The following is an 18,377-nucleotide window of genomic DNA, read 5'->3' on the forward strand; positions in this document are numbered from 1 at the left end:
TAAAATGAGTAAAGTTAAGATTAAAGATACCTTTTGGACGTATTATCAACAGTTAGTTAGTGAAACAGTCCTTCCGTATCAATATGCTGTTTTGAATGATTCAATTGAAGTCAACGTGGAAGCAGAACGCAAGGATGAGCAATTACCAGCTGGAAAAAGTCATGCTTTAGAGAACTTTTGCATCGTTGCTGGTATGACAGAAGGAGAACATTTTGGTTGGTTTTTTCAGGATAGTGATGTTTATAAATGGTTAGAGGCAGCATCTCATTCTTTGAAAAGAGAGCCTGATAAACAACTGGAAAAATTGATGGATGAAGTGATTTTTCTTATTGCTCAAGCACAAGAAAAAGATGGTTATTTGAATACTTTTTTTCAATTGAAAGCTCCCGATTTGAAATATCGTCAACTACATTTTAGCCATGAATTATATTGTATTGGACACTTAATTGAAGCAGGAATTGCCCATGCTGAAGCAACAGGTAAAAAGACATTGCTTGCTATCGCACTAAAAGCTACAGCTAATATTCAAGTGCATTTTGGAGAAAAAGCAGGACAGATACAAGGAGCTGATGGGCATCAAGAAATTGAATTGGCGCTAGGGAAGCTTTACGAATTTACAAAAAATCCTGAATATTTACGTTTGGCTAAATTTTTTCTTGATGTTCGAGGGAAAGATACAGACTTTTATGATAAGCAAATACAACGAAATATACTGGAAGGTCTGAGTACGGAAGTATCTGATGTGAATTTGGTATATTTACAAGCCTATGCCGAGCCCAAAAAACAAACATCGGCAGAAGGACATGCAGTTAGGATGCTATATATGGCCGCAGGTATGGCAAAAATTGCCAATCATACAGGTGATGAGGACTTGTATAATGCTTGTTTAAAAATTTGGGAAAACATTGTTGAAAAAAAACTTTATGTGACAGGTGGGGTAGGTTCGACAGTACATGGAGAAGCCTTTACAGGGGACTATGATTTGCCTAACGATACAATGTATTGTGAAACTTGTGCAGCTATTGCTTTGGTGTACTTTGGTTATGAATTATTTAAAATTGATCCTCAAACGGCCTATATCGATGTAGTCGAACGTGCATTGTATAATTGTGTTCTTGCTGGGGCAGCAATCGATGGAAAACACTTTTTCTATGTTAATCCTTTATCAGTGAATCCAGATCAATGCCATCGTAATCCAGGGAAGGGGCATGTGAAAACGCAGCGACCAGACTGGCTTGGTTGTGCCTGCTGTCCGCCGAATTTTGCGCGAACAATTGCATCGCTTGAACAATATATCTATCTAATGAAAGAAGAAAAACTATATGTCAATCTTTTTGTAGAGAGTGACATTCAGACAGAAAATTTCTATCTGAAACAACAGACTAATTTTCCTTATGAAAATCAACTAACTCTTGATTATCGGGGACCTAAAAAAACTATCTACTTACGCAAGCCTTACTGGGTCAAAAATATGGTAGCAGAGCAAGCTGATTATAAGGAAGAAGAGGGTTATATCATCTTACAACTTGAAGGAGATACGAAACGAACCTTTACTTTTGAGCAGCCAGTATTGTTGATTAATTGTAATCCATATGTGGTAGACAATGTAAATAAAACAGCCATTCAAAAAGGACCGTTCGTCTATTGTGCCGAAGGAGTAGACAATGGCCAGAATCTCCACTTGCTTCATATGCCATCAAAACTACTTGCGGTTAAAACAAATGTAACAGCAGAAATTTTAGAGCAAACCTTAAAATTGGAAATGATGGTAGAGAAAACGGAACTATGGCAATCATCGAAATTGTATCAATTTAATCAAAGCGACGCTCAAAAAGTCCACAAATTGATTCTAGTACCTTATCATTTGTGGGGGAACCGTGGGGAGACAGAGATGCAGGTATGGTTTTCGAAATCAAAAAATTAATTTTAAAAGGAAGTGTGATAGTGAAATGAAAAAAGAGGATAATCATTTAACGTTTGCCAAAACGCCTCCTATGGGATGGAATAGTTGGGATTGTTACGGTGCTTCAGTTAGAGAGGATGAGGTTCGTAATCATGCGGATTTTATGGCAGCTCATCTGAAAAAATATGGATGGGAATACATCGTTGTAGATATCCAATGGTCTGAACCTGAAGCTAGTTCTACTAAATATAACGATTTTTATCATTTAGCTATGGATGAGTATTCTCGATTAATTCCCGCTGAAAATCGATTTCCAAGTGCTGCAGATGGTTGTGGATTCAAGAGATTGGGCGAATACATTCATAGTCTAGGATTGAAGTTTGGCATTCATATTATGCGAGGGATTCCGCGACAGGCAGTCCATCAAAATACGGCGATTAAAGGTACTGAAAAGAGAGCTAGAGATATTGCATTAAATAATATTTGTCCATGGAATTCTGATATGTATGGTGTAAATGTAGATTTACCAGAGGGACAACTGTACTATGATTCGCTGATAGAATTGTATGCAGAATGGGGAGTAGACTTTATTAAAGTTGACGATATTGCAGATTCTAAATTATATGGTGGAGCACACCGTAAGGAAATTGCGGCAATTCGCCAAGCGATTGATAAAACTGGACGCCCCATCGTTCTTTCTCTGTCACCAGGACCAGCACAATTAGATGATGGTACCTTCCTACAAGAACATGCCAATATGTGGCGATTGACTGACGACTTTTGGGATCATTGGGATGCATTATATCAAATGTTTGATCGTTGTGAAAAATGGGCACCGTTTGTTCGTCCTGGTAATTGGCCGGATTGTGATATGTTACCGCTTGGACATATTGGTATTAGAGCACATGATGGCGGTGGTGGTGATAATTGGACACGGTTTACTAAAGACGAGCAATACTTATTGATGTCATTGTGGACTATTTTTCAATCACCGTTGATGTATGGAGGTACCTTACCTGATATTGATGCATTCACTATGAACTTATTTACGAATGAAGAAATTTTAGAAATGTATCAATCATTAACTGGTCGACGTCAGTATTATCGAGATGAGAAATGGATTGTTTGGTATGCATTTAGTGAAGAAAAAGAATATGTAGCCTTTTTTAATATAAGTGATGAAAAACAGGAGTTGCATTTAGATAATTGGTCAGAACTTATTGGTCAAGAAAAAATCATTCGTGATGTATGGAAACAAACAAATATTCAACAGAATCAAATGGTTTCTTCTCACGGCGTGTTGTTAGTTTCTTTTTAGTCAAATGACAATTAGTGTAATATTTATTAAGGTAAGGCGTTAGACAAATAAAAAATGAAACCGTTACTCTGGTAATTTGGCTGGCAAGCCTTTTACCAGAGACGGTTTTTTTGAATAGTAATTCATAGTCTCAGTGAAAGTAAGGAAGCAAGCTGATATTTTTTAAGAGTAAACAAGCGAGGATGATTCTCTTCGACAGTTGATTTAACATATGTTGAACTAGCCTTTCAAACAATTAGTTGGAAAGGTTTTTTTAAAAGGTACATATCAATTATGTTTGTCTTAACAAAAGTCATTGCAGAAAAATGACGAAGAAAGTTCATGAATATTATACATCAAGAAAAAAAGCTCAACTTAACCGTGTATCCTTTTATCGTTCGAAGGATGCACGGTTAAGTTGAGAAATCAATTATTTTATGTTCGTTTAGTTAGCAAATAAAGTTTATTTGTCTATTTAGCTTAAATAGTAGGTATTAATTAAAATATTTTGATCATGATTACCAAATCCTTGACCAAATAAAGTAAGTCCACCCTTATTTTTTGCATCTTCTTCGATTTCAAAACGTAATTTTATTACAGGATGATCGTGTAATTTTAGGTTGTCAATCGTAACTGTGGAGTAGTTCTCACCATCGATACCTGTATCTAATTTATTAATACGAATATGTTTTAACAATCCGTACTGACTAAAATGGTCGTTCCACCATCTTGGTGTATAGCGTCCGCGTGCATCAGAAAAATTTCCTGGTACAGTATATGTAGCTACTTTGATATCATTGATGAAAATTGAAATGTCACTAGGCCACATATTATTTGAAATCGGAAATTCTGAAGCGATTTCAAAACTGATTTCAAGCATCTCGGGTACTTCATTTTCGCGTAGCAAATTAGGAATTTTGTATTCTACGAAGCCTTCGCTAAACCATAATAAGGCAGCATCAACACGATTTGTATCTAAGAAATATTTTGGATCATCTGATTTTCCAACAATCTCTTTTACAGTTGCTAACCCGCAAGTTGGCTTAACTGAAAAATCTGTAAAGTGACCAATTTTTAAATCAGTAGAATGTAATTGAAATTCCGAGTAGACTTTTTCGGGAAATTTAATATGAATATCATCGACTTTTAGATAGACTATTTTTTTATTTCTATGTTCATTTATGCCACGTTCTGAACCTAAGAGTCCACAATCTTCCATTTGTTGTATATGACGAGTAGTAATGGCTTTACTGATTTCTAAATAATCTGCAATTTCTCCGATGCTTTTTTTTTGATTTCCGAGAAACCGAATAATTTTTAATCTTGTTTCACTAGCTAAGGCTTGGTAAACCAGTCCAGATTCTTTACTCAAATCAAGTTCCATGTTAAAACCTCCATTAACTTTTTAGTTTATGCAAAGGGTGCAATTGAATTATAACGAAAAAAGGTTTAACTGTAAAGTTGTTTTTGCTGTTTTGCTATAAAACGGTGTTGACATCGCTTACAGCTGGTGTTAATTTATATATGAAATTAATAAATAAAAAACAAATTACTATTTAGTTAAAAACGATTGGATTGTCGTTAACTAAAAAGTAATAATAGGAGGACTAAAAATGCGTGTAAAAAAATTTGCAAGTATTGTTTTGATGGCAGGGGCATGTGTGAGTATACTTGCCGGATGTGGGAATTCATCAGATGATTCAAAATCATCAGGTTCATCAAAAGGCGGAAGTAATGAAATTGTTTTTTGGAATCCTTTCACTGGACCAGATGGATCAAATATCAAAGCGATGGTTGATGAGTATAATAAAACCAATCCAGAATTTAAAGTGAAAAATGTTTCTATGAAAGAAGGGGATATGTATACTAAAATCCCTACAGTTGTTAACTCTGGTAAAAATATACCAGACTTAAATATTATTCATGCTGAACGAATCAAGCAATACAAAGATAATGATATGCTACAAGCGTACGATGATGCTTTGGCTGATTATCCAGAAATTAAAGCAGAAAACTATGTACCAGAGGCGTGGAATATTGGAGATCTTGATGGATCACGTTATTCAGTTCCACTTGATATTCATACATCAGGTACTTATTACAACAAAGAATTAGTTGAAAAATATGCTCCTAATGCTCTTGATGACAACATTATTACTTATGATGAAATTAAAGAAGCAGGAGAAAAAGCTCAAAAAGATGATGTTTCAGCTTTGGGTGTTACATGGATGAAACCAATTCTTCTTTCTTTATATAAACAAAATGGTGGCGAATTAAGTTCAGATGGAATTGACCCAACACTTGATAACCCAGCGATGGAAGATTCTATTGCATTATGGAAAGAACTATACGATAGCGGAATTACTACAAAAGATGGAGAAGATCCTTATCAATTATTTGTAGCTGGTAAAGTAATGTTTTATCCAGAAGGAATTTGGATGAGAAATGATGTAAATGAAGCACAATTTGATTGGGGCTTGACAAATGCACCACAAATTTCTGATGATTTAAGCAAAGCAGTTAACTGGTCTTCTTCACATCAATTCGTAATGTTTAAAAACGAAAATCGTTCAGACGAAAAAACTAAAGGAATTATGGATTTCTTAGAATGGGTACGTACGAACTCACTAGAATGGGCAAAAGCAGGACAAAATCCAGCGACGCTTGATTTGTTAAACAACGATGAGTATTTAGAAATGCCACAATCAATGTTTATCAATGATCCAGCTATCCAAGAAACTTTAACAATCTTCGACTACAAATATAATGGTTATGTGTCTGAATATATGGATGCACATGCTTTAGATGTTGTTTTTGGTAAAGCAGAAGTGAGTGATTTTGCTCCATCAATGCAAAAAGAAGTAGCAGATAAAGTTGCAAAAGATAATTCAAATAAATAAATCTACTCATGAGAGAAGGAGCTTTTTAGAGCTCCTCTCTCATATAAATGGGAAGGATTGAGAATACATGTCTCTATCACAAAAAAAGAAAAAAGGAAATCAAGCTCAAAGCAAAGTTTTTCCATGGCTGTTTATTGCGCCACACTTGGTCATTTTTTCAATATTTTTCTTGATTCCTGTTGTTTTTGGAATCTATATTTCGTTTACAGATTGGGACCTTGTTTCAAGTCCTAATTTTGTTGGATTGGCAAACTATCAAGAAATTTTTACTAATCAAGATTCTATTTTTTATACACAACTAAGAACTGGTTTAACAAATACATTTAAATTTGTTATTTTTGTTGTTCCATTTTGTATCATGGTCCCATTATTGCTTGCCGTAGCTTTGAATACAAAGCCTAAATTAGGGAAATTTTTTCAATCTCTTTTTTATATGCCAAGTTTATTTGCTATCTCTGCTGTAGTTATTATTTGGACATTGATGTTCAATGTTACATACGGACCAGTCAATAAATTGTTGGGTACCTCTATCCCACTAACAAGTACAATGCCTTATGCTTGGGTTACATTAGTTGTAGTAACCATTTGGTGGACAATCGGAGGAAATATGATTATTTATCAGGCTGCTTTAAATGGAATTCCTCAAGATTACTATGAAGCGGCAGATATTGATGGTGCCTCTTCGTTACAAAAATTCTTTAAAATTACTTTGCCTTCTATAAAAGGACAAATTTTGTACACTTTAGTAGTAACAACAATTGCTCAATTTAATGTATATGGACAACCACTTATGTTAACAGGTGGCGGCCCAAGTGATGGTACGCGAGTTCTTTTAATGTACATCCAGCAAAACGCATTTGGTTCTGGACAATCAATTGCAGGTATTGCTTCAGCAATGGCAATTGTTTTAGGAGTTTGCATCATGATTGTATCAGCTATTCAATTTAAATTTTTGAGAACGAAAGATTAGGAGGGGAAACGATGAAAAAAAGACAAACATCAAAAATTGTTGCTTCTGTTTTCTTATTAGTAATGGCCGTGGTTTGGATCGTTCCCTTATTATATGGTATCTTTACATCCTTTAAGTCACAATCAGAGTTATTAAGAGAAGGTGCGCGCTTATTACCAATTGATTGGGTATTAGCCAACTATCAAGAACTATTGATGGATAATTCAAGTACACCTCTAGTTCGTTGGTTCTTCAATTCATTGTTTATTGCAACAATGAATACCTTATTAGTGTTATTCGTTGTTTCTTTATCTGCTTTTGCCTATAGTCGTTTGCAATTTAAAGGCAGAGATAAAATTTTTACTTTTTTATTGGCAACGATGATGTTTCCAGGTGTTGTAAACTTAATTCCACTTTACAAAATTGTGGATCTGCTTGGATGGGTGAATACACCTTGGGCAATGATTGTTCCAGGGGCAGCAGGAGCAATGAATATCTTTTTAGTTAAACAATTTATGGACCTGAATAATTCATACTTTGACTTCAAACCGTCTGAAACTGCCTAACGGCAGTCTTCATTTACTTTTTCATTTTCACCTGTTAAGTGATGCAAAAAGAACCCCATTCTGATATGGTAAAGGTGTCGAAACCAACCATAAGAAAGGAGTTCTTCTCATGACTAGCTTACACAAAAACCAGGTAAAATTCAATTCAAATTTGACTATTTCACATACAGGTGGTCGCTTATCGAGTGATTCGGGTTTGGTCTTAGTTAAAGAGGTGATGAATACCTTCGACTTTTCACACGTAGCTAAACAGTGGCTCCATATTAAAGACAAACGTGTTTACTTCACACATGATAACTTAGCGATATTAGAACAACTCATTATGCAGTTAATTGCTGGGTACTCGGCAGACTCATCAGCTAATCTATTAAGACAGGATCCAGTCTTTCAAGCTGTACTCGGTAAAAAAGAGTTGGCCTCACAATCGTCAATCTCACGGTTTTTAGATCGTTTCACCGAGGAGAACATGGATCAACTCCAAGCATTAAATCAGTCGCTGATTGATAAAGCGCGTTTGATTCGCAATGACACCGAGTTAATCATTGATGTCGATTCCACACATTCGGATACCTTTGGACGCCAAGAACAAACAGATTATAATGCCCATTATCAAACCTACGGCTATCACCCATTAGTTGCATTTGACGGATTGACCGGAGATTTCCTAAAAGCTGAACTGCGTTCAGGCAATCAGTACACGTCTAAAGGGGTAAAAGCCTTTATCGACCCGCTGTTACACCACTACAAGAGCACGTTACCTCATACCGAGATATTGGTTCGGGGTGACAGCGGCTTCGCCACACCAGAGGTGTATGAATCTTGTGAAGCAACTGAAAGCCAGTACGTTATCCGATTAAAGAGCAATCGGAGGTTAAGTCAGTTAGCTGAACACTCTGTTCTTTATGGGGATAATAAAAAATGGGAAGACCGAGAAATACAGTATTTTTCACTCCCTTATCAAGCACAATCCTGGTCAAAACCCCGTCGCGTTTGTATTCGATCAATCCGTGAAGCAGGAGAGCTTCTTTTTCACCACGCATTCATTGTGACGAATCTATCCGATAATGTCTCGCCTGAAGTCATATTCTCTCTTTACGGCAAGCGTGGAACAATGGAAAATTTCATCAAAGAAGCGAAATCAGGCTTTTATTTTGACAAAACAGATAGTCCGCGTTTCCTGGAAAATCATGTCAGAATGATGATCAGTGTCCTGGCTTACAACCTCGTCAATTTTTTAAAGACCATTGGATTTGAACAAGTGAATCGGGGGATGACGATTCATTCTATACGATTGACATTGCTTAAAGTTGCCGGAAAACTCGTTAAAACAGGTAGACAAGTCTATCTCAAACTGTCGAGTTATCATGTGTATCAAACTGAATTTTATAAGGTTTTTGAACGCCTACGGCGATCTAGGCAATGGATTTAGGCTAGTTATCGTAAAAATTTTTAACCTATTTTTCCAAGGGATCAGTCTGCCCTTAAATAGACAAATAATTTTTATTATAGCCTTCTTCCGTATATATCCTGTTCGAAAACACATTATTTTGGAAGAATGTATCTGCCTAATTTAAATATAGGCACTTTGTTCAAAAAAATAGCTTAAATTTAGAGCTATGAATTATTCAGGTATGGATAATATTCCTAAAGACTATGATGAAGCAGCCCAAATAGATGGTGCTAGTGAACTAATCATTTTCCGGAAAATTATTTTACCTTTAATCAAACCAATTTTAACAGTTATCACTTTATTTACCTTTACTGGTTCATGGAATGATTTCTTATGGCCATCTATTGTTTTTAACGATATCGAAAAAATGCCGATTACTTCCGGCTTACAATTATTACAAGGAATGTATCAATCAAAACCAACACTCTTGATGGCAGGAGCTTTGATTGCGATTGTTCCAACATTTATTATTTATTTATTTGCACAAAAATATTTCTTAGAATCAATGTCATTATCAGGTGGCGTGAAAGGTTGATAAAGATTGAGTAGAAAACAAGAGCGTCTTTTAATTAAAATCATGGGAATTTGGCAAATCATTGATGGATTGATTACCATTATTTACTATGGAATTTTCCAAAGTGGAAGTGGTCTGCTTGGCTTGAAGCCAGCAGTATATCCTAGTGGATATATGCTAATTATTACAGGTTTTGGAAGTCTTTTGATTGCACTTGGAATCATTAATTTATTGTTAAGCAAACGTTATATTAAAGATAATCAAGTTCAGTGGAAGGTTGGCTTTTTTCTACTTTTCGAATCAATTCTATCGTATATTGTTTTAGATTTTGTAAGTGTTGTTATAGGAATGACAGCTACAATTATTTTATTAGCTAAAAATAAAAGTTTGAAAGCAAACTGAATAAGAGATTAGGAGTTAAGCACATGGCAAGAAATGAATACCCAAGACCTCAATTTGAGCGTAAACAATGGATTAATTTAAATGGACAATGGAAATTTACTTTTGATGATAAAAATGAAGGAATGAATGAAGGTTGGTTTGCAACTTCAGAACCATACGATCAAACAATTGTAGTTCCTTTCGTTTATCAAAGTAAAGAAAGTGGTATCGAAGACCGAACACCACATGATATTGTTTGGTATCAACGTGATTTTGAAGTTTCAGCACAAGAAAATGAACGTGTCTTACTTCATTTTGGGGCTGTGGATTATGAGTCAGATATCTATTTGAATGGTCAACACGTTTGTCACCATATTGGTGGACATACTTCTTTTGAAATGGACATTACCCCATTTTTGGATCCTTCAGGACAACAACAGGTAAGTGTTCGAGCATTTGACTCCCATTATGATGAAACAATTCCTCGTGGAAAACAATTTTGGGAAGATGAATCTGCAGGTATCTGGTATACAAACTCTACGGGTATTTGGCAGACAGTTTGGTGTGAAGTAGTAAATGAACAACATATCCAAAATGTTAAACTGACTCCCCATTTTGATGAAGGAAAAATCGAAATTGAAGCAGAAATTAGTCAATTAACTAATCAAAGCGCATTGGCTTACACTATTAACTTTAAAGACCAATTGATTGCAGGCGGACAAGTAAATCTGACTGCTAATAAAGTGATTTTTGAAGTTGAATTATATCAAGATCACATCTTTAGACAAAACTATCATCATGAAGGATATTCATGGACACCAGAAACACCTAATTTGTTTGACCTTAAGTTAGAATTGAAAGAAGGAGAACAAAGTAAGGATAGTGTAGCTTCTTATTTTGGTATGAGAAAAGTACATGCTGTCGATGGAATGATCTTTTTAAATAATAAACCATACTATCAAAAACTAGTTTTGGACCAAGGCTATTGGCCAACAGGTTTATTAACAGCACCTTCTGATGAAGACTTTATTAAAGATATTCAATTATCAAAAGAAATGGGCTTTAATGGCTGTCGTAAACATCAAAAGATGGAGGATCCACGTTTCTTATATTGGGCAGACAAACTTGGTTTCATTGTCTGGGGAGAGTGTGCAGCACCAGCTGTTTATACAAATAAGGCAGTTGAACGCTTAATGATTGAGTGGACAGATGCCATTAAGCGTGATTACAATCACCCTTCAATCATTACTTGGGTGCCAGTTAATGAAAGCTGGGGCGTTCCAAATATATCGTTTGATCGTCAACAACAACATTTCTCTCAAGCAATTTTCCATTACATTCATTCATTGGATACAACACGTTTAGTTATTTCTAATGATGGATGGGCAGCAACAGATACGGATATCGTCGCTATTCATAACTATGCGCATGGTCAAGAAAATGAGAAAGCAAAATATGAATACTTTAAAGAAAGCTTGCATAGTAGAGAAGCACTACTTCACAATCGATCAACTCCTTGGCCAATTTTTGCGGATGGTTTCTCTTACAAAGGACAACCAATCTTATTGACTGAGTTTGGAGGAATTGGTTTTGATGTTTCTGGACAACCAGGATGGGGTTATACTTCAGCGGCGTCTAAAGAAGAATTCCTTTCTGAATATGGTCGAATTATGGATGCTGTGTACGCTTCTAAAGCGCTTTGGGGCTATTGTTATACTCAAATCACAGATGTGGAGCAAGAGATTAATGGCTTATTGACTTATGATCGCCAACCTAAATGTGATTTAAGTAAAATTAAAGAAATCAACGATCAATTTCACGTTCTTACTGTAGAGTAAGAACGTGGAGAAGTATCTGTAGATTGCTCTAAACAATAGAGAAACTATCTACACAGCTTGTCTTATCGTTATACAGTCAAAGATACATCCTAATTTGTATAGAAAGGATGGCGGATGTGAAGAAAATTATAGTTTGGGGCGGTCTCTTATTAACTGCTGGAATCGCTCTTTTCGTAGCGACTACTCTAATTTCGTCAGGAAAAAATACAAATATCACTAACGCTAAAAATTGGACATTTTATCAAAGTGATGGAGAGAATGACGGATTTGCGAAGGAAGGAGTGATAACGTTGAACGACATTGAGAATAAAGCAATCTTGAAAAAAGAAGAATATGATGATTTTCAATTTGATTTAGAAGTAAAAGTCAGCAAATCAGAAAAACAAAAAGAAAATACTAATGCAGAAGCAGGTGTGTTGTTTCGGATCCAAAATCTTAAAGATAACGGCGATGGTTATGATGGCTATTACTTTGGAATTGATGTTGAAAAACAACAGGTTGTTCTAGGTAAATCAACTACGGAAGAAGATTCTTGGACTGAAATTGCTACAAAGAAAATGTATTTTGAATATGATAATGTCTATAAATTAACCGTAAAAGTAGCAGGAAATCATATTCAAGGTTTTGTAAATGAAACAGAGGATAGTTATCCTCAGATAGATATTATCGATGAAGATTACGTTAATGGCCAAATTGGTGTTTATAATCACTTCAGCCAAGCAAGTTTTGATAAAATGTCAATTGATTCATATCAAGAATCAGAACATGAGGGAGCTACATATACAAATGCTCTCTTACCCGAAGTAGCAGATCCAGATATTTTATTTGTGGATGGGACGTATTATTTATATCCGACTACAGCAGGTAGAAATGTTGGCGGAATCAAAGTATTTACTTCCACAGATATGGTTAATTGGACAGACAAAGGCATGGCCATGAGTATGGGTGAAGATAACTGGGGAACAAATGGTTTCTGGGCACCGGATATGATTGAGCGTGATGGAAAATATTATATGTACTACACAGCAAATGAGCATCTTTGTGTAGCAGTTGCTGATTCACCATTGGGACCTTTTAAGCAAACTAAGATTGGTCCGATGCATGAAGATATCAACGAAATTGATGCACATGCCTTTAAAGATGATGATGGACAATATTATTTGTACTTTGTTCGTTTTAATGAAGGAAATGTTATTTGGGGTGCTAAGTTAAATGATGATATGATATCAATTGATGAGAGTACACTTACAGAAATTTTAGTTCCTTCACAACCATGGGAATTAGATATGGCTAGTATTAATGAAGGTCCTTATATGTTAAAGAAAGATGGTATCTATTATTTAACGTATTCAGGTTCTCATTTTGAAAGTCCAATGTATGGGGCAGGCTATGCAACAAGCACTAACCCATTAGGACCATTTGAAAAATATGAACAAAATCCAATTATGCAATCTAATTCATTTGTTCCTGGAGCAGGACATCATGCAGTAGCAACGTCACCAGATGGAAAAGAAATGTTCATGATCTATCATCGACACGAAACAATTTGGAATACTGATCCCAGAGAATTTGCGATTGATCGCATGAGATTTACTGAAAATGAAAAGGGAGAAACTGTTCTAGAGGTTCATGGACCAACTGTAACGCCACAACCAGTACCATCAGGAGCAGTGGATGTTGATAACTTTATCGGTTTTGCATCAGAAGATTTAGTTGACAAAACGGTTAAAAAAGATCAAAAATCAACTGAATGGTCTTTACCTGAAGAAATCGGGCTAATCACGTCAAAAAGTGTACCAGAAGAAAACGTGAAAGTTGCTGTTGATTGGCAACTGCCAGAAGATGTATCATCAGGCAAGATGGTTATTAAAGGTGAAGTTAGCTTACCTGAAGGAATCGAAAATTTAGGCGAACTATCTTTGACACCAGAAATGACTATTACTGTAGAATAAGTGGTAGTAAAGTGTTGTAATTAAATAAAAAATAGGAGTACTTAACTAAGTACTCCTAGCTTTTTTATTTTTAAATTGAAAGAAAAGAGGGCAAAGCAAATGAATCAGGAAAAATTTGGTGTAACAAAAACCGGAGAAGCGGTGTTTTTATACACGTTTGAAAATGAAAAAGGCTTAAAAATGACGGTTAGTAATATTGGGGCGGTTTTAACCAATCTATGGGTTCCAGATAAAGAAGGCACACTGAGAGATGTCGTTTTAGGTTTTGATACCGTTGAAGGATATGAGACAAACGATGATTTGTATTTAGGATCAACGATTGGCCGTAATGCGAATCGAATTGCAAATGCTTGTTTTGAATTAGATGGTGTAACGTATCAATTGACTAAAAATGATGGAGAAAACAATCTGCATAGTGGAAAAAATGGGTATCAATTAAGAGTTTGGGATGTTAAAACGGTAGATGAAGCTAATAATAAGATTACATTTAGCCTAATTAGTCCAGATGGCGATCAAGGCTATCCAGGCGAATTGACTTTAGATGTGAGTTACCAATTAACAGAAGATTCAATAGTGATTACATATCAAGGAAGTTCTTCCAAAGATACAGTGTTGAATCCAACCAATCATAGTTATTTTAATTTGAATGGTCACAACAGCGGAACCATTATGAATCATCGCTTACAGTTACAAGCGAGTCATTTTACACCGATGAAAGACAGCCAAGCAATTCCGACCGGTGAAATTCTTTCAGTTGAACAGACTCCAATGGACTTTAGAGTAGAAAAACCAATTGGAGAAGAGATTGATCAAGCGTATAATCAACTTGTTTATGCAAAAGGCTACGATCATAATTTTGTATTGGATGATCCAACGAAGGGATTTGTTCGTTTGACAGGCGATCAAAGTGGGATTGTGATGGAAGCAACGACAAATCTACCCGGAGTCCAATTTTACACAGGCAACTTCATGTCACATACTTTAGGCAAAGAAGCAGCGATTTATCGTTTCCGAGAAGGCCTTTGTTTAGAAACGCAGTATTTCCCTAATGCAGTCAATGAACCACAATTTCAAACACCTTTGTTGAAAAAAGAGGAAGTAGTAAATTACCAAACAAAATATAAGTTTAAAGTTGAAAAATAAAAAAAGCAAACATGTAAAATCAGACTATGCTTGTGTTTGTCACAAATAGATTCTGAAAAAATGAGTTACGCAGATACGAAATAGACTTTGAATAAATGAAATCAGATCAGTTTTAGTAACGAAATGTAGAAACTCAGATTGAGTCATTGTAAACTTCAAAGCATACTATAGAACATCACATTTTTTATAATCGAATGAGATACTAAATCTAAAAAATGTAAAAATGGTATAATAAGTATGTCATTCAAGTAAAAGTATCAGGAGGTATTTTATGAAATTATATAAAAATGACCGAATATTGTTTTTAGGAGATAGCATAACTGATAATAATCGGATATATGGAAATGATGCTAGTTTAGGTTTTCCCTTAATCACTGCGGGGTTGTTGTCTGCTGATTATCCAGAAGCGAATTTCACCTTTTTTAATCGTGGAATCAACGGCAATCGAATCAAGCATATCCTTGACAGATTAGATCAAGATTGTCTTGCTCTAAAACCAGATGTACTAGTTCTTTTGATAGGCATTAATGATACCTGGCATAATGTGGATAGTGAGACTTTTGGTAGTCAAGAAGAAGCAGTCCGTTTTAAAGAGACTTACCGAGCAGTCTTAGAAAAAGTGACTGCAGCTGGAATCAAGCGTATTTTAATTTTGGAACCTTTTGTTCTGCCGTATCCTCAAGACCGCATGAACTGGCGGAAAGATTTGGATCAAAAAATCGCTAGCATTCGTTATTTAGCAGGTGAGTTTTGTTGTGAGTATATACCTCTAGATGGCATTTTAGCCGAAAAAGCTATTGTAACCTCTCCTAGATATTACGCAGAAGATGGCGTGCATCCAACAATAGCTGGTGATGGCGTAATCGCTAAAGAAATTTTATCTCGAATAGAATATGTAAAATAGTAGTTGTACATTTTTTAGGCTCTAAAAAGTCGATATTTTATCGCTCTTTAGTAGCCTTTTTTAATACCCAAAGAATTTTTTAATTTAACTTTTTTATAATTCACCATTGACGTAACCGTTTACGTCATATATAATCGTTTTTGTAAACGTTTACTGAAGAGGTGGTTCCATGGCAATGACAATTCGAGATGTTGCTTCAAGAGCAAATGTATCTGTAGCAACAGTCTCCAGAGTAATTAATAATAAAGGCGGTTATAGTAAAAAAACCGAAGAGAGAGTTAGACAAGCAATAGAAGCCATTTCTTTTCAGCGCAATTTTTCAGCACATAGTTTAGCAGTTAATCGAACACAGAGTTTAGGAGTTGTTATTCCCAATTTAGGAACAGATGTATTAAATGGAATTATTGATGGGATTGAAGAATCTGCATTTGCCAATGACTATACTATTTTATTAGTGCATAGTGATATGAGAAAATCTAATTTTAAAGTGTCTATTCAGCGAATTTTAGATCGAAATGTTGATGGAATTATTTTCTTATCAGAATCCTTGGATGAAGAAGTGAGTGAATTGCTTCATCAAAGAAAAGTTCCGTACATTGTGACGACCTCACATACAGAAAATAGGAATGTGTCTTTTCCTTACATTAAAATCGATGATTATCAAGCTGGATTTGATATTGCAAATTATCTAGTGCAAGAGTGTGGTTACCGACATGTTTTGTGTGTTGGTGGGGTAGAAGACGATCAAATTACTACGATTCCGAGATTGATGGGAATCAAAGATGCACTGAAAGTAAATGGTTTGTCCTTATCTGATAGTCAAATTTTTTGTGGCGATTTCTCCTATGATTTTGCCGAATCAATTGCTGACTCACTGGTTCCACAGTGTAGCAATCAAACAGCAATTATTTGTTTAAGTGATGACAATGCACTAGGTGTTTTGAATCGGTTAAGGGAGCATCAAATTAGTGTACCTCATCAAGTAGGGATATCAGGATTTGATGATACTAAAATTAGCTTGATGTCATCGCCTAAAATCACCACTGTTCATCAACCACTTAAAAAAATTGGAAATCGAGCATTTGAAAAATTACATGCTTTTTTGATGAATGGCGAACGGATAGAAACCGAAATTGTGAAACATCGAATTGTTGTCCGACAGTCAACTAGAAAAATAGATTCAATCAATATAGATTAGTAATTATATTAATCTATATTAGTTTTTACCTAAAACGTAACCGGTTACGTAAAAACCGACTGCATATAAATTAATGGAGGGATCAATGTGAAGAAAACTTTAGGAATTATAGGAATGGGGCTTTTAAGTTTAGGATTATTGTCAGCGTGTGGAAATGGAGAGGCAAGTAGCAATAAAGATCAAACTGAGATTAGTATGTTCTTATCAAAAGTAGAATACAAAAATGAACTGACAAAATTAGTTGAAGATTATCAAAATGAACATGATGATGTGAAAATTAATTTAACATTTGTCGGTGGTGGAGAAGATTCTGGAGCAGCTTTAAAATCTAAATTTGCCTCAGGAGAAGCACCAACTATTTTTATGTCCGCTGGAATCAATGATTTTGTTGAGTATAAGAAATATGCAGCCGATTTATCAGATACAGAATCAATCAAAAATGCTTTGCCGGGAACTACGGATGCCTTTAAATTAGATGATGGTGGCGTTGGCGCTATGCCAATGAGTTATGAAGTATATAGTTTCTTATATAACAAAACAGTTTTTAAAGAAGCTGGTATCGATCCATCAACAATTGATGATCAGGCGAAATTAAGAGCAGCTGTAGAAAAAATTGATAAAAATAAAGAGAAATTGGGTCTGGAAGCTGTTTTTGCTTACCCTGCTAAAGAAACCTGGTCGACAGGAATGCATGGCGCTAGTGCCTTTTATTCATTAGATTTCGATAATGATCCGGTTGCTGCATTTGATGCAGAACAAGTTGATTTTAAATATGGAAATCAATTAAAAGAGTTTGTAGATATTCAAAATGATTATTCTGTGCAACCAACCACTAGCTTAGATTACTCTACACAAATTGAAGATAAATTTGTTGGTAGAAAAGTAGCAATTGTGATGCAAGGTAGTTGGGTAGTACCAACTTTAATGACAAATGATGAAGAATTTGCTCAAGAAGAAGTAGGAATCCTACCAATCCCAATCGATGGTGTAGAATACGGAAAAGTTGATGGAGGCGCTTTAAATAACTATGTAGTGAATAAAGAGTCTGGTGAAAAAGAAGTGCAAGCCGCCAAAGACTTTTTAGATTACATGAACACATCTGAAAAAGGAAAACAAGTTGTTGTTGATGAATTTATGTTTATTCCTGCTTATAAAGGCTATGAAGACTATCAATCAGATATTAATTTAATTAAAGAATATACAGAGTATACCAATAATAATTTAGTTCGTATTTCAACATTTCCTTCAATAAAAGGAGATTGGACACAATTTACAGTTGGAACAGACATTCAGAAATATGTTTCTGGAGAAATGACATGGAAAGAATTAATTAAAGATTCTCAGGATAAATGGAGTGTCAATAATCCAGAAAAATAAAGGGG

The 18,377-nt window shown here is 35.2% G+C and carries 15 protein-coding genes; 14 read left to right on the forward strand and 1 reads right to left on the reverse strand.

The features are described from left to right. Window positions 1-4 precede the first annotated feature (4 nt). Both AC4BC5_RS11865 and AC4BC5_RS11870 read left to right on the forward strand, forming a co-directional pair. Window positions 5-1,924 carry a glycoside hydrolase family 127 protein gene (locus AC4BC5_RS11865; RefSeq protein ID WP_490495572.1) on the forward strand — a complete coding sequence of 640 codons (1,920 nt, stop codon included), beginning with the start codon at window positions 5-7 and terminating at the stop codon, window positions 1,922-1,924. 25 nt (window positions 1,925-1,949) lie between these two features. After that, on the forward strand, window positions 1,950-3,221 hold the full coding sequence (locus tag AC4BC5_RS11870; RefSeq protein ID WP_490495573.1) for a glycoside hydrolase family 27 protein: 1,272 nt from the start codon (window positions 1,950-1,952) through the stop codon (window positions 3,219-3,221). 454 nt (window positions 3,222-3,675) lie between these two features. Here AC4BC5_RS11870 and AC4BC5_RS11875 read toward each other — a convergent pair whose 3' ends face one another. Then, a complete protein-coding gene (locus tag AC4BC5_RS11875) occupies window positions 3,676-4,584 on the reverse strand; it encodes an ArsR/SmtB family transcription factor (RefSeq protein WP_490495574.1) in 909 nt (302 codons plus the stop codon). A 229-nt stretch (window positions 4,585-4,813) separates the two neighbouring features. Between AC4BC5_RS11875 and AC4BC5_RS11880 the strand changes: the two genes are divergently transcribed. From AC4BC5_RS11880 to AC4BC5_RS11935, 12 genes are all read left to right on the forward strand, one after another. Then, on the forward strand, window positions 4,814-6,100 hold the full coding sequence (locus tag AC4BC5_RS11880; protein WP_490495575.1) for an extracellular solute-binding protein: 1,287 nt from the start codon (window positions 4,814-4,816) through the stop codon (window positions 6,098-6,100). Window positions 6,101-6,167: 67 nt separating this feature from the next. Continuing rightward, window positions 6,168-7,070, forward strand: a complete 903-nt coding sequence (locus AC4BC5_RS11885) for a carbohydrate ABC transporter permease (protein ID WP_490495576.1) — start codon at window positions 6,168-6,170, stop codon at window positions 7,068-7,070. 11 nt (window positions 7,071-7,081) lie between these two features. Further along, the gene (locus tag AC4BC5_RS11890) at window positions 7,082-7,615 is read left to right on the forward strand and encodes a carbohydrate ABC transporter permease (protein ID WP_490495577.1); all 534 of its coding nucleotides are present in this window, start codon (window positions 7,082-7,084) and stop codon (window positions 7,613-7,615) included. Window positions 7,616-7,724: 109 nt separating this feature from the next. Next, window positions 7,725-9,044, forward strand: a complete 1,320-nt coding sequence (locus AC4BC5_RS11895) for an IS1380 family transposase (RefSeq protein ID WP_003140845.1) — start codon at window positions 7,725-7,727, stop codon at window positions 9,042-9,044. A 187-nt stretch (window positions 9,045-9,231) separates the two neighbouring features. Then, on the forward strand, window positions 9,232-9,600 hold the full coding sequence (locus tag AC4BC5_RS11900; protein ID WP_490495578.1) for a carbohydrate ABC transporter permease: 369 nt from the start codon (window positions 9,232-9,234) through the stop codon (window positions 9,598-9,600). A gap of 6 nt (window positions 9,601-9,606) precedes the next feature. Further along, entirely contained in the window at window positions 9,607-9,981 is a 375-nt protein-coding gene (locus tag AC4BC5_RS11905) for a hypothetical protein (protein WP_490495579.1), read from the forward strand. A 23-nt stretch (window positions 9,982-10,004) separates the two neighbouring features. After that, window positions 10,005-11,798, forward strand: coding sequence for a glycoside hydrolase family 2 protein (locus tag AC4BC5_RS11910; protein ID WP_490495580.1), 1,794 nt, complete (start codon window positions 10,005-10,007; stop codon window positions 11,796-11,798). 116 nt (window positions 11,799-11,914) lie between these two features. Further along, window positions 11,915-13,750: a family 43 glycosylhydrolase gene (locus tag AC4BC5_RS11915; protein WP_490495581.1), complete on the forward strand. Its 1,836-nt coding sequence runs from the start codon at window positions 11,915-11,917 to the stop codon at window positions 13,748-13,750. 99 nt (window positions 13,751-13,849) lie between these two features. Beyond that, window positions 13,850-14,893 carry an aldose epimerase family protein gene (locus tag AC4BC5_RS11920; RefSeq protein WP_490495582.1) on the forward strand — a complete coding sequence of 348 codons (1,044 nt, stop codon included), beginning with the start codon at window positions 13,850-13,852 and terminating at the stop codon, window positions 14,891-14,893. Window positions 14,894-15,164: 271 nt separating this feature from the next. Next, window positions 15,165-15,797, forward strand: coding sequence for an SGNH/GDSL hydrolase family protein (locus tag AC4BC5_RS11925; protein ID WP_490495583.1), 633 nt, complete (start codon window positions 15,165-15,167; stop codon window positions 15,795-15,797). Between the two features lie 169 nt (window positions 15,798-15,966). Further along, complete coding sequence (locus AC4BC5_RS11930) at window positions 15,967-16,995, forward strand: LacI family DNA-binding transcriptional regulator (protein ID WP_490495584.1); 1,029 nt, start codon at window positions 15,967-15,969, stop codon at window positions 16,993-16,995. Window positions 16,996-17,082: 87 nt separating this feature from the next. Then, the gene (locus tag AC4BC5_RS11935) at window positions 17,083-18,372 is read left to right on the forward strand and encodes an ABC transporter substrate-binding protein (protein WP_490495585.1); all 1,290 of its coding nucleotides are present in this window, start codon (window positions 17,083-17,085) and stop codon (window positions 18,370-18,372) included. The last annotated feature ends 5 nt before the right edge of the window (window positions 18,373-18,377 follow it).

The organism is Enterococcus sp. AMC2644, from assembly GCF_058216475.1.

What these genes read in the sequence shown, in the direction of transcription:
- AC4BC5_RS11865 (WP_490495572.1), top strand. Translation starts at nt 5, where the DNA reads ATGAGTAAAGTTAAGATTAAAGATACCTTTTGGACGTATTATCAACAG.
- AC4BC5_RS11910 (WP_490495580.1), top strand. Translation starts at nt 10,005, where the DNA reads ATGGCAAGAAATGAATACCCAAGACCTCAATTTGAGCGTAAACAATGG.
- AC4BC5_RS11890 (WP_490495577.1), top strand. Translation starts at nt 7,082, where the DNA reads ATGAAAAAAAGACAAACATCAAAAATTGTTGCTTCTGTTTTCTTATTA.
- AC4BC5_RS11900 (WP_490495578.1), top strand. Translation starts at nt 9,232, where the DNA reads ATGAATTATTCAGGTATGGATAATATTCCTAAAGACTATGATGAAGCA.
- AC4BC5_RS11895 (WP_003140845.1), top strand. Translation starts at nt 7,725, where the DNA reads ATGACTAGCTTACACAAAAACCAGGTAAAATTCAATTCAAATTTGACT.
- AC4BC5_RS11875 (WP_490495574.1), bottom strand. Translation starts at nt 4,584, where the DNA reads ATGGAACTTGATTTGAGTAAAGAATCTGGACTGGTTTACCAAGCCTTA.
- AC4BC5_RS11925 (WP_490495583.1), top strand. Translation starts at nt 15,165, where the DNA reads ATGAAATTATATAAAAATGACCGAATATTGTTTTTAGGAGATAGCATA.
- AC4BC5_RS11920 (WP_490495582.1), top strand. Translation starts at nt 13,850, where the DNA reads ATGAATCAGGAAAAATTTGGTGTAACAAAAACCGGAGAAGCGGTGTTT.
- AC4BC5_RS11885 (WP_490495576.1), top strand. Translation starts at nt 6,168, where the DNA reads ATGTCTCTATCACAAAAAAAGAAAAAAGGAAATCAAGCTCAAAGCAAA.
- AC4BC5_RS11870 (WP_490495573.1), top strand. Translation starts at nt 1,950, where the DNA reads ATGAAAAAAGAGGATAATCATTTAACGTTTGCCAAAACGCCTCCTATG.
- AC4BC5_RS11930 (WP_490495584.1), top strand. Translation starts at nt 15,967, where the DNA reads ATGGCAATGACAATTCGAGATGTTGCTTCAAGAGCAAATGTATCTGTA.
- AC4BC5_RS11880 (WP_490495575.1), top strand. Translation starts at nt 4,814, where the DNA reads ATGCGTGTAAAAAAATTTGCAAGTATTGTTTTGATGGCAGGGGCATGT.